Origin of the sequence: Longimicrobium sp. (assembly GCA_036377595.1) — a bacterium.
Taxonomy (GTDB): domain Bacteria; phylum Gemmatimonadota; class Gemmatimonadetes; order Longimicrobiales; family Longimicrobiaceae; genus Longimicrobium.
Window position 1 is genome coordinate 55,852 of record DASUYB010000006.1, and the last position, 12,682, is coordinate 68,533.

Consider the following 12,682-nt stretch of genomic DNA (forward strand, 5'->3'; position numbering starts at 1 on the left):
GCCCCGGCGCGGAGGCCCCCTCCCCCGGCCCTCCCCCGCTGCGCGGGGGAGGGGGGAACTCAGCGCAGAGGCTTGATCCTGCGTACGGATTACTGGCTTACCCGATGACGAACCATCTCCGTTCGCAGTACGGTTTTACCCTCGTCGAAGTGCTCGTCGCCCTCGTTGTCGCGGGGGCGGTGTCGGCGGCGGCGTACGGCGTGGTGGGGGCGATGGCGGAGTCGCGGCGGGCGGCGGAGCGCGCGAGAGAGGCGGCGCTCCCCGGCGCGGGCGCGCGCCAGACGCTGCAGGAGTGGGTGCGCGCCGCGGCGCTCTTCGACGGCGGCGGCCCGTTGGCGGGCGCGGACCGGCGCGCGGCGGGCGTCCCGCGCGACGAGCTGGCCTTCGCGGTGGAGGACGGCGGCGCGCTGCGGCCGGGGCCGCGCCGCATCCGGCTGTGGATCGGCCGCTCCACCCTGGGGCCGTCGGGGCTGCTGGCCGAGGTGTCCGCGCTCGGCCCCCGCCCCGAGCCGGCGGAGACGCTCGTGGTGGCGCGCGCGGCGGGTGGGCTGGACGTGCGGTATCGCGTCACCATCCGCGAGCGGCAGGTGTGGCTGGACGCGTGGGCGTCGGACTCCGTCCTCCCCGAGGCGGTGGAGCTCCGGGTGACGCCCGCGCAGGAGATCGCGGCCGACCCGCGGATGGGCGGCTTTCCCGGCCTGCTGCAACTTCCGCTGCGCGTGCCGCTCAGGCCCGGGCTGCAGACCCTGACTGGAGGAACCGATGCGCGTGGGCCGGCGGGGATTCGCGCTGGTTGCGGTGCTGTGGGCGCTGGTGCTGGCTGCGGCCCTGGCCGCTGACCTGCACGCCGGCGCGCGCGGCGACCTGCGCGGCGCCAGTGCCGCCCGCGACGCCGCCCGCGCCCGCTGGGCCGCGCGCGGCGGGCTGGCCCACGCCGAGGAGTCGCTCCGCGCGCGCCTCTCCGCCGCCTCCGCGCCGCCGCCCACCGACACGCTCGTGGTGGCCGCGGAGACGCTGGACTACGACGGCGTCGCGGTGCGGGTGACGGTGACCGACGCGCGCGCCCGGCTCCAGCTCAACCTGGCCACCGCCGCCGAGCTCCGCGCGCTGGCCTCAGCCGTGGGGATGTCGTCCGACCAGGCCTACGCCTTCGCCTACGCGGTGACGGGATGGCGGGTGAGCCGCGGCCCGCGGTGGATGGCTGCGCCGGAGGACACGCTGGCGCCGGCGCTCCGTCCCCCCGCGGGCGCCTTCCGCGCGGTCGAGGAGCTGCGCGAAGTGCCCGGCGTGACCCCCGCGGCGTACCGCGCGCTGGCGCCGCTCCTCAGCGTGGCGGGCGACGGGCGGGTGAACCTGAACTCCGCGCCGGCGGCGGTGCTGCTGACGCTGCCGGGGTTCGGTCCCGACGCGGTGCGCGCGGTGGTGGAGCGGCGGCGCGCGGCGCCCTTCCTCGGCGCGTACGAGGTCGTCGCCGCGCTCCCGGTGCTGTCGCGCGAGCGGGTGCAGGACCGCATGGCCGAGCTGCTCGCGCGCGCCGCCTTCGCCCCGCACCACGCCGAGGTGCGCGTGGAGGCGCGGGGCGCGGGGCCGGCCGAGCGGGCGCGGATCCGCGCGGTGGCGGTGCTGGCCGGCGGCCGCCTGGCGCCGCTGGCGGAGATCGAGGAACGCTGAAGCAGACGGGAACCATCGCCCTTCCCCTTTGATCGAGAAGATGCGGGAGCCCAGCCGTCCCATCGTCCCCTTCCGGAGCGCCGGCAGCGCCGCGGCGACCGCGCGCGTGCTTTCCGCGCCGGCCGCGGCGCCGCGCGAGGCCGCGGACGGCGCGTTCCTGGGGCGCAGCCCGCGCGTGCTGGCGGCGCTCGAGGTGGCGCGGCTGGTGGCCGACAGCACCGCCACCGTGCTGGTGCAGGGCGAGAGCGGAACGGGAAAGGAGCTGCTGGCCCGCATCGTCCACGAGCACAGCCGGCGCGCGCGCGGGCCGTTCGTGGCGGTGAACTGCGCGGCCATCCCCGAGACGCTGCTGGAGAGCGAGCTGTTCGGGCACGAGCGCGGCGCCTTCACCGGCGCGGCGTCGCGGCGGCTGGGGCGCTTCGAGCGGGCCAGCGGCGGCACGCTCTTCCTGGACGAGGTGGGCGACATGAGCCCCACCATGCAGGCCAAGATCCTGCGCGTGCTGCAGGAGCACGAGATCGAGCGCGTGGGCGGCGACACCCCCGTGCGCGTGGACGTGCGCGTGGTGGCGGCGACGAACCGCGACCTCGAGGCGGAGGCGGCCGCCGGCCGCTTCCGCGAAGACCTGTACTACCGGCTGGCCGTGGTCGTCGTCCAGCTTCCCGCGCTGCGCGACCGAGGCGACGACGTGGACCTGCTGGCGCGGCGCTTCCTGGAGACCTTCGCCGCCGAGCACGGGCGCCCGGTGCGCGGCGTGTCGCCCGACGCGGCGGCGCGGCTGCGCGCGTACACCTGGCCGGGGAACGTGCGGCAGCTGCGCAACGTGATGGAGCGCGCGGTGCTGATGGCCGACGGCGAGGTGCTGCGTGCCGAGCACCTCGCCCCCGAGGTGCTGGCGGCCACCGCCGCGCCCGAGCCCGACGGCGACGGCCGCTTCCTTCCGCTGCGCGAGCTGGAGCGCCGCCACATCCGCCGCGCGCTGGACCTGTCCGGCGGCAACCTGGGCGACACCGCGCGGATGCTGGGCATCCACCGCAACACCCTGCGCCAGAAGCTCCGCCAGCTCGACGGCCGCAAGCCCGGCGACTCGGCCGTCTAGGCAATCTCGAAAGATAACCGCGGGATTCGGGCGTGTTGGGCGCTTAGACGCCCAAACGGGCTGCGCGCGCCGTAGGCCACGATACTACTGTGGCCAACGGCGCCGGGCCCCGCCGCGCCCGCCATCCGCCCGCGACGACGCATCGGTGCGCGCGCGGCGGGTCCCGGCCCTCCGGGCGCGCATCCCTCACGCGAAGTCCCGCCCCGCGCTGAGTTCTCCCCTCCCCTGCGCAGCGGGGAGGGGCCGGGGGAGGGGGCCAGCCTCCGCCGCCCGCGCGAGTGTCCTCACCCCTACCCCTCCCGGTACGGGAGGGGTGGCGAGCCTGGGCGAGCCGGGGAGGGCGCAATGCCGCGGCACACTCCGATCCTTCATCATCATCCGAAAATTATCTCTTTTGTAGCGATATCCGGTCATTCCCCGGTCATCCGTCCGCGCGGACGACGGCCCTCCCGTCCCGGAGGCGCGGCGGCAATGTCGGCGCCGTCCATTCGCCCGTCATCGGGATGCGCGCCGCGGCTCCATCCATTCGGAATCCGGAGACGCGAATGTGCTGCTAATTCTTTATCACATCTCGATTTCCCACCTTGATGGCCCCACCCTTCTTCACCCTCACGCTCTCCCCCGATACACAGATCCTGTGCCTGCGACGGCGCCCGTGCACATGATCTGTGCATGATCGCCGCGTCAACGAAATGTCACATCGCGGCCCATCCTGCTCATCGTCAACAACTTGTCGTAAAACATCAGTTTGGAACACGGGTTGCCTTTGCGCGCCGCCGGACCCTCCCGCGCACCGGCACCCGCGCGCCAGCCCGGCTCCCGCTCGTGCAGCCGACCCGGCGTGCCGCGCCGTCCGCATCCCGCGCCACCACGCGCGCGCGGACGCGCGCCGCCCGGAGCCCGCGTGCCGCCGCGCGTGCCGGAGCGCGGGGGGCCCTACCCGGCTGCAACCCACACATCACCGGCAGGACGGACGCCCATGCGACGAGCTCCCCAACCCCTGCCGCCGTGGCGCGGCGCGGCACGCCTGGCACTGGCGCTGCTGCTCGCGCTCGCGGGGGCCGTTCCCCTCCACGCCCAGTGCACGCGCACCAAGATCGCCAAGGTCGTGGCGCTGGAGCAGTTCATCTGGTACAACCGCCTGGGCGCCAACGCGCCCGACGCGCTGCTCTTCGCGCTGGAGCAGGACGTGGTGTCCAGCAGCGGCGGCGCCGCCACGACCGGCGACGCGCGGCTGCGCGACGGCCGGCGTCCGCGCCCGGTGGTGCTGCGCGTGAACGCGGGCGAGTGCCTGCGGATCACGCTCCGGAACCTGCTGTCGCCGCAGAACGGCACGCACCCCGACACCACCCGCGCCGTCTCCATCCACGTGGTGGGGATGCAGCTGGTGAACACCATCTCCGACGACGGCAGCGCCGTGCAGGCCAACCCCTCGTCGCTGGTGGAGCCGGGGAGCTCCATCACCTACACGCTGTTCGCCGAGAAGGAGGGCACCTACCTCCTGCATTCGGCCGCGCAGATGACCGGCGGCGAGGGCGACGGCGGGCAGATCGGCCGCGGGCTGTTCGGCGCGGTGAACGTGGAGCCGCCCGGCGCCGAGTACTACCGCAGCCAGGTGACCGCCGAGGACATGCGGCTGGCCTCGCTCGACGCCTCGGGGAACCCGCAGTTCGTCAACGGCTACCCGAAGATCGACTACACCAGGCGCTACCTGTCCGGCCCGCTGAGCGGCCGCCCGATCCTGAACATGCTCAAGGGCGACACCATCGTGTGGTCGGACATCAGCGCCATCATCACCGGCCCCAACCGCGGGAACTTCGCCGCCACGGCGTATCCCAACCCCGGGGTGCCCGTCTATCCGCAGCGGCTGAAGCCCTTCCGCGAGCACACGGTGATCTTCCACGACGAGGTGGGGCTGGTGCAGGCGTTCAACCCCATCTTCGACAGCACCACCTTCAAGCACACGCTGCACGGCGGGCGCGACGCCTTCGCCATCAACTACGGCACCGGCGGGATCGGCGCCGAGATCCTGGCCAACCGCTTCGGGCTGGGCCCCATGTGGCGGTGCAACGACTGCAAGTTCGAGGAGTTCTTCCTTTCCTCGTGGGCGGTCGGCGACCCCGCCATGGTGGTCGACATCCCCGCGGCGGCCGACTTCGACCCGGCGCATCCGCCGGCGCCGGGGCCGCGGGCGACGAAGGCGCTCTATCCCGACGACCCGTCGAACGTGTTCCACAGCTACGTGAACGACCACGTGAAGATCCGCAACCTTCACGCGGGGCCCAAGGAGCACCACATCTTCCACCTGCACGCGCACCAGTGGATCAACACGCCGAACGACTCGCTCTCCAACTACAAGGACAGCCAGGCGATCGGACCGGGCGCGGGCTTCACCTACGAGATCACCTACGGCGGCGGCGGCAACCGCAACGACACGCCGGGCGACGCCATCTTCCACTGCCACTTCTATCCCCACTTCGCGCAGGGGATGTGGGGGCTGTGGCGCAACCACGACGTGTTCGAGGGGGGCACGGTGCTGGGCACCGACGGCCGCCCCGCCCCGGGAAGCCGCGCGCTTCCCGACGGCGAGATCGCCGCGGGGACGCCGATCCCCGCCGTCGTCCCCATCCCCACCTACGCGCTGGCGCCGCTCCCGGCCGACAGCATGAAGGGGTATCCCTTCTACATCCCCGGCGTGGCCGGGCACCGGCCGCCGCAGCCGCCGCTGGACCTGGCGTGGGACGGCGGGCTGAAGCGCCACGTGGTCACCGGCGGGGTCAGCACCTTCCCGGCGCTGAACACCCGTGACTTCAGCAAGCACGACTCGCTGCTGACCGTCAACTTCCTCCCCGACACGGGCACCGTGGACGAGCGCGTGGCCATGCGCTTCCACGCGCGGCTGGGGTACCCGGGCCCCATCGCCGACAGCTGGCTGACCACGGGAACGTTCGAGACCAACGGCCTGCCGCCTACCTGGGGCGCGCCCTTCGCCGACCCCTGCGGGATCCGCGGGGTGCGCATGGGCGACTCGCTGGACTACAAGGCGGCCTCGTTCCAGATCACCGCCTTCTACAACAAGGCCAACTGGTCGTTCAGCCAGCACCGCATGTTCGGCCTGTGGGCCGACGTCAACGCCTTCATCGCGCAGACGAAGGCGCCCGAGCCGTTCTTCTTCCGCGCGCGCAACGGCTCGTGCCTGACCTACCACCTGGTGAACCTGATCCCGGCCGAGTACAACGTCGACGACTTCCAGGTGCAGACGCCCACCGACATCATCGGGCAGCACATCCACCTGGTGAAGTTCGACGTGACCTCGTCCGACGGCGCCGCCAACGGGTGGAACTACGAGGACGGCGCGCTGAGCCCCGACGCGGTGCGCGAGGTCATCCGCGCTATCCGCAGGCAGAACGGGTGCACCGGGCTCAACTCGGGAGATGCCAGGGACGGGACGAACGCCTGCCCCGTGGCCAGGTACCACCCCTACTCGGGCTTCCAGGGCAACCCCGCCTGGCTGGGGGCGCAGGAGAACATCCAGCGCTGGTGGGTGGACCCCGTCCCGCGCGGCGGCGGGAAGGCCACGCCGCTCCCCACCATCTTCACGCACGACCACTTCGGGCCCAGCACGCACCAGCAGGTGGGGCTGTACGCCGGGCTGCTTCCCGAAGACTCGGGGACGGTGTGGCGCGACCCGGAGACGCTGGCGACGTTCGGCGGGCGCTTCGACGGCGGGCCGACCAGCTGGCGCGCCGACATCCTCTACACGGCCACCCCCAACCGCTCGTACCGCGAGTTCGGCATCCAGATCGCCGACTTCTCGCTCGCCTACGGCGCGGAAGGGTTCGTGGGGAACCTGGGCCGCACGCCGCCCATCAACCCCCCCGGCCGCGACGACGTGGGGCTGCCCTACCTGCTGCGCCCGCCGTTCGCGCGGGGCACCGGCGTGTGCCCCAACGGGATGTCGGCGGCGCTGGGGTGCCCCGAGATCATCTCCGCCGACGACCCGGGGATGATGCTGATCAACTACCGCAACGAGCCGGTGGCCCTGCGCGTCCGCAACCCCACGGGGAACGCGCAGCCGGCGGACAGCACCGGCGACCTGTCGCTGGCGTACTGGAACCGCGTGGTGCGGCGCGACGCCCGGCTCAACACCTTCGGGCCCTACGGCCAGCGGGTGGGCGAGCAGCCGCGCGACCCCTTCACCCCGCTGCTGCGCACCTACGAGGACGACCGCATCCTGGTCCGCCTGCTGGTGGGGGCGCACGAGGAAGGGCACAACTGGGGGATCAACGGCACCCGCTGGCTGTTCGAGCGGCTGGCGCCCAACTCGGGCTTCCGCGCCAGCCAGATGGCGGGGATCAGCGAGTGGCACGAGTTCGCGCTCAGCCCGCTGATGTCCAACCGGCGCGACAGCGTGGCCGATTTCCACTACCGCGGCGGCAGCGCGGTGGACGACCAGTGGGTGGGGCAGTGGGGGATCATCCGCGCCTACCGCACCCCGCGGAAGGACCTGGCGCGGCTCGACGACTTCCGCCCCGTCTCCAGCAGCCGCGACGCGGCCGAGAAGGACGCGGCCGCGGGGCGTCTGGCCACCGTCGACGGCTACAACTCGTTCACCGTCAAGACGCAGTTCCCGGTGCCCGACGACTCGACCACGTGGAAGGGGAGCGTGGCCACGGCCGACGCCACCTCGCCGTCGAGCAGCGGCCCCGTGGCCACGCGGATGGCCACGGCGGTGGCCACCTCGTCCGACAGCGTGCAGGCGGGGTACGGCAACGACGCGCAGGGCGGGATCGACTACGACCAGTTCGAGTACGACCCCGACACCGGTACCGAGACCGTGCTCTCGACGGACCCGAACGCGGGGACCAAGTCGCTGTCGCCCACGGGGAACACGGTGGCGCCGGCCACCCAGAGCGGGGCCACGATGTCGATGTCGGCGGCCACCACCACCAGTACCACCGAGTACAAGAGCCAGCCCGGCTCGAGCAACGTGGGCTTCTGGGGGGTGTGTCCGCGGGTGGCGCCGCTGCGCCTGTTCGAGATCAGCGCCATCCCGGCGTCGAAGCTGCCGGGCGGGCGGCTGGTCTACAACCCGCGGACCACGAATGGCGGGCCGCTGTACGACCCGACGGCGGTGGTCTACGTGTACGACGCCGATCTCAGCAACGGCCAGCTCACGCGCAACCCCGAGCCGCTGGTGCTGCGCGCCAACGCGGGCGACTGCGTGCTGGTGCGGCTGCGCAACCGGCTGCCGAGCGTGCTGCCCGACACCAACGGGTTCAACACGCTGCCGATGATCGTGGACCAGTTCAACGCCAACCAGGTGCGCCCCTCGGCGCGCGTGGGGCTGCACGCGCAGCTGGTGTCGCTCGACGTGCAGTTCTCCGACGGCTCGGCGGTGGGCGCCAACCGCAACACCACCGTGCTGCCGGGCGAGTACCGCTGGTACCAGTGGTACGCGGGCACCGTGTATCCGGTGGGGAACGGCAACAAGCTGCGCGCCACCCCGGCCGAGTTCGGGGCCATCAACCTGACCTCGTCGGACCGCATCCAGCACTCCAACAAGGGTGCCATCGCGGGGCTGATCGTGGAGCCGCGGAACACCAGGTGGACGGTGGACCCGACCAATCGCGCGGCCGCGGTGATCCGCCGCCGAAGCGACGGGGCCACGCTGTTCAAGGAGGGGGTGATCCTCTTCCAGGACGACGTGAACCTGCTGTTCGGCAGCGCGGCCACGCTCCCGGCCATCGACTGCACGCGCACCGAGGAGCCGGTGAAGGAGTGCGCAACGGGGGCGCGCATCGCGAGCCACACCTTCGCGGCCGGCGCGCCGGTGCCCAACATCGGCGGCGAGGACGACGCGGAGGACTCGGGGGCCAAGGGGCTGAACTACCGGACGGAGCCGATGTGGTTCCGCCGCGGGTTCGCGCCCGACGCCGACTTCAACTTCACGCGCAACCTGGACTTCCGCACCATCCTGAAGGGCGATTCGGCGCAGACGCCGTTCTTCCGGGCGGTGGCGGGCGACTCCATCCGCCTGCGGGTGCTGGAGCCGCAGGGGCACGCGCGCAACCACGTGTTCGTGCTGCACGGGCACGTGTGGGAGCAGGAGCCGTACGCCGACAGCTCGCGCACCATCGCCGACAACCGCTTCAGCGAGTGGAAGGGCGCGCGCGACGGCCACGGCCCGGGCGAGCACTTCGAGGTGGTGCCGCGGCACGGCGCCGGAAGCATCAACCGGGTGCCGGGCGACTACCTGTTCCGCGACCAGGCGTCGTTCGGGTTCGACTTCGGGATCTGGGGGATCCTGCGGGTGGTCCCGCCCTCGGGCGCCACCACGACCACCACGACGGGCGGCACCACCGCGCCGGCTGGGGCCACGATGACGAAGATGTCCGGCAGCTGCACCATCGACCCGCAGACCGGCGCCACGGTCTGCAACTGACGGACGGCTGACGGCGGATCGAATCTCGATGAACCTTCACCCCGGCCCGCGGCGGACACGTCGCGGGCCGGGCTCTTGTCCCCGTCCGCAGGCCCCGTGAGACCCTCCCCCCGCGGCTGAGGCCGCGTACCCCCTCCCGATAACGGGAGGGGGTAACTTCGAGCGCGCGGTGCAGCCGTTTTCGCGCTCCTCGCCTCACGTGCGACGCAATCGTGGCGGCCCGCCCCGCTCTCCACTCCACCCCGGTCGCCGCGCTAAGTTCTCCCTCCCCTGCGAAGCGGGCGGAGGGGCCGGGGGAGGGGGCCATCCGGCGGCGGGTACGAAGTTTCCTCCCAGCGCCGACCCCGTTCCCCGCGCTGAGGTCTCCCCTTCTCCTGCTGTCGGGAGAAGGGGCCGGGGGATGAGGGTCCTCCCCGCGCAGCGGGGAGGATGCTGGCCCCACACGCCGAAGCCCCTCCCCCGATTCGTTCGGGAGAGGGGCTTCGTCAGGTTGCGGCTCGTGTCCGCGGCGACTGTGCGGCGACAGGCCACAGATCCTTCGGCCTGCAGGCATTCGAACCGACGCGGCTACGGTCTGGCCGGCCTCAGGATGACGTCGGTGTGGGCTTGGTGCGCGGCAACGGCCTCAGGATGACGTCGGGTAGGCGCGGTGCGCGGGCGCGAACGCACTCACGCACTCACGCACTCAGCACTCAGCACTCATTCAGCCACCGGCGCCGGCTCCTCCACCGCCCGCGCGGAAACATGGCAGAGCCGCACCGTCGTCACCCGGCGCTCCTCGGTCTCCTCCACGCGCAGCTCCATGTCGCCGTCCACGCCGGGTGCGGGAACGACGTCGCCCACCACGGGGACGCGGCCCAGGGTGCCGAAGACGTAGCCGCCCAGCGTGTCGAACTCCTCCTCGGGAAGGCGCAGGCCGAAGCGCTCGTTCACCTCGCCCAGCGACACGGCGCCGTCGATCAGCACGTCGCCCTCGGGGGTGGGCTCGAACTCGGGCTCGGGCTCGTCGTACTCGTCGGCGATCTCGCCCACGATCTCCTCGAGCAGGTCCTCCATGGTCACCAGCCCGTGCGTGCCGCCGTACTCGTCCAGCACGATGGCCAGGTGCACCTTCTGCTGCCTGAGCTCCTGCAGCAGCTCGCTCACCAGCTTGGTGCCGGGGACGAAGTAGGCCGGGCGCAGGATGGCGCGGATGTCGAACCCCGTCTGCTCCAGCTCCTCGCGCCGCGCGAGGAGGGGGAGGAGGTCCTTCATCAGGATCACGCCCACGATGGAGTCGACCGTCCCCTCGTACACGGGGTAGCGCGAGTGGCCCTCCTCGAGGGCCACGCGGACCAGCTCGTCGAAGGTGATCTCCACGGGCACGGCCACCATCGCCGTGCGCGGCGTCATCACCTCGCGCGCCACCGTCTCGGCGAACTCGAACACCCCGCGGATCATGTCGCGCTCGTCGCTCTCGATCTCTCCCGGATCCGTCCCGTGCGTCACCAGCATGCGCAGCTCCTCGGGGGTCTGCATCAGCGGGTGCAGGCCGGCCTGGCGCACGCCGAACAGGCGCAGGAAGCCGCGGACGATGAACGAAAGGGGACGGGTGATGGGGAAGAGCGCCGCCGCCAGGATCTCCAGGAAGGGGACGGAGACGTGCGCGGTGATCCACTCCGCGCGGTTCACGGCGATCAGCTTGGGCACCTGCTGCCCCAGCGTGGCGTGCAGGAGGATGACCAGCGCGAAGGAGAGGATGCGGGCGGGGACGGGAAGGAGGCCCAGCGGCCCCCAGAAGCGGTCGGCGGCCACCACGGCGAACCATCCCAGCAGCACGGTGAGGGTGCTGCGGCCGATCTGCGCCGAGAACACCAGCTCTTCCAGCCGTTCGATCGGCGGCAGCACGCGCTGCGAGCGCGGATCGCCCAGGCGGACGTTCTGTTCGATGCGGGAGCGGCGGACCGCGATGAGCGCGAACTCGGCCGCCGCCAGGAAGGCGTTGGCGGCAACGAGGGCCAGGGCTATGAAAAGGGAGAGACTACTCGGGCCGGGGTCGTCCATCGGATGTCTGGGGGGTGACCCGGGGCCCCGCGAACCGGGACCCCGCAGGCACGCGGCGCCGCGGGCTCACGGGGGTCTGTGTGGGGTCCCCCCGCGACCGCGCCGCCACGTGGGGCGTCAGGCCGCTGCGCTCTCGGCCTCGGCGCCCGGAGCGTTCACGATCACCGGCCGGCAGAACCGCAGGCCGATGCTCTCCAGCTCCTTCAGCTCCTTGTCCTTGAGCTGCGGATAGCGCTCGGACAGGAACTCCACTGTATCCTTCATCCACTCCACCTGCTGTTCGTCGGTGGCCTGGAGCACGCCGCAGCGGTGGATGTGCGAGAACAGCTCGTTGCGCGCCTCGTCCAGCACCGACGGGCGGCTGGGCTTTCTGTCCCGGTCTCGGTTACGACTCAAACGTGCCTCCTCATCTTCCTAAAGAAACGAACCCTCGCGCGGAGGGTGGAGCGTACGAACGCAGGTGTGCCGATAAATCTAACACTTTCCGGGCTTCCGCGAAACTGCTGCTCCCCGTTTTTTCGCCGGACGCCGGGGGATGGCGCGGGGCGGTGCGTCCGGTAGTTTCCGGGCGCATGGATCCGTCTCGCCGTTCCTCCCGGACGCCGCGCGCGCGGCGGCTGGCCGGCCCCGCCTGGTGGGTGCCGATGGGGTACCGCGCCGCGTGGAGCGAGGCCGGCGCGTACCGCATCCACCGGGTCGAGGCCGGCGCGGGGAGCGAGACGGTGGTGCTGCTGCACGGGCTCAGCGGCTCGGCGCGGTGGTGGCAGCGCAACATCCCCGCCCTGGCCGTATCACGCCGCGTGGCCGTCCCCGACGTGGTGGGCTTCGGCCGCAGCCGCGCGCCGGGCCGGCTGCCGGACGTCCCCGCCGCGGCGGAGGTGCTGGCCGACTGGATCGCCTCCGTCTCCGCCGACCCCGTCCACCTCGTGGGCCACTCGATGGGCGGGCACCTGGCCGTCCACATCGCCGCGTCCCGCCCCGAGCTGGTGCGGCGCCTGGTGCTGGTCGACGCGGCGGGGATCCCGCGGGCGCGGACGCCGCGGACGCTGCTGCGGCTGCTGTACGAGACCGGTCCGCCGCGCCGCTGGGGCGATCCGCGCTTCCTCCCCGTCATCTGGAGAGACGCGCTGACGGCCGGCCCCGTTACCGTCCTGCGCGGCCTGCGCCACATCCTGCGCGACGACGTGCGCCCGCTCCTCCCACGCATCACCGCGCCGACGCTGATCCTCTGGGGCGAGAAGGACGGCCTGGTGCCGCTGGACGCCGCCCGCGCGCTCCGCGCCGGCATCCCCGATTCTCGCTTGATGGTGATCCGCGGCGCGCACCACAATCCCATGATCGACCGCGCGGACGAATTCAACGCCGCCCTCCTGCGTTTCCTCGACGGCGGCGAGGTGGGCGAATGATCTTTTGGGCTCACGCAG

7 protein-coding genes are annotated in these 12,682 nt (G+C 72.5%); 5 read left to right on the forward strand and 2 right to left on the reverse strand.

Annotation, left to right across the window (positions count from 1 at the left end; translation table 11 throughout):
• Window positions 1-104 precede the first annotated feature (104 nt).
• The 4 genes from VF092_01030 to VF092_01045 all read left to right on the forward strand — a co-directional run bounded on the left by VF092_01030 (window position 105) and on the right by VF092_01045 (window position 9,215).
• Window positions 105-839 (forward strand): prepilin-type N-terminal cleavage/methylation domain-containing protein, encoded by a 735-nt coding sequence (locus VF092_01030; protein ID HEX6745867.1) that lies wholly within the window; start codon window positions 105-107, stop codon window positions 837-839.
• Window positions 763-1,671, forward strand: a complete 909-nt coding sequence (locus VF092_01035) for a hypothetical protein (GenBank protein ID HEX6745868.1) — start codon at window positions 763-765, stop codon at window positions 1,669-1,671. Before VF092_01030 ends, VF092_01035 begins: the two co-directional genes overlap by 77 nt.
• Before the next feature lie 40 nt (window positions 1,672-1,711).
• Window positions 1,712-2,770 (forward strand): sigma-54 dependent transcriptional regulator, encoded by a 1,059-nt coding sequence (locus VF092_01040; GenBank protein HEX6745869.1) that lies wholly within the window; start codon window positions 1,712-1,714, stop codon window positions 2,768-2,770.
• A 979-nt stretch (window positions 2,771-3,749) separates the two neighbouring features.
• Window positions 3,750-9,215, forward strand: coding sequence for a multicopper oxidase domain-containing protein (locus VF092_01045; protein ID HEX6745870.1), 5,466 nt, complete (start codon window positions 3,750-3,752; stop codon window positions 9,213-9,215).
• Between the two features lie 699 nt (window positions 9,216-9,914).
• Here VF092_01045 and VF092_01050 read toward each other — a convergent pair.
• Window positions 9,915-11,258 (reverse strand): hemolysin family protein, encoded by a 1,344-nt coding sequence (locus tag VF092_01050; GenBank protein HEX6745871.1) that lies wholly within the window; start codon window positions 11,256-11,258, stop codon window positions 9,915-9,917.
• Window positions 11,259-11,375: 117 nt separating this feature from the next.
• Window positions 11,376-11,654 (reverse strand): hypothetical protein, encoded by a 279-nt coding sequence (locus VF092_01055; protein ID HEX6745872.1) that lies wholly within the window; start codon window positions 11,652-11,654, stop codon window positions 11,376-11,378.
• Window positions 11,655-11,830: 176 nt separating this feature from the next.
• On the opposite strand from VF092_01055, the gene VF092_01060 reads away from it, so the two are divergent.
• Window positions 11,831-12,664 (forward strand): alpha/beta hydrolase, encoded by an 834-nt coding sequence (locus VF092_01060; protein HEX6745873.1) that lies wholly within the window; start codon window positions 11,831-11,833, stop codon window positions 12,662-12,664.
• The last annotated feature ends 18 nt before the right edge of the window (window positions 12,665-12,682 follow it).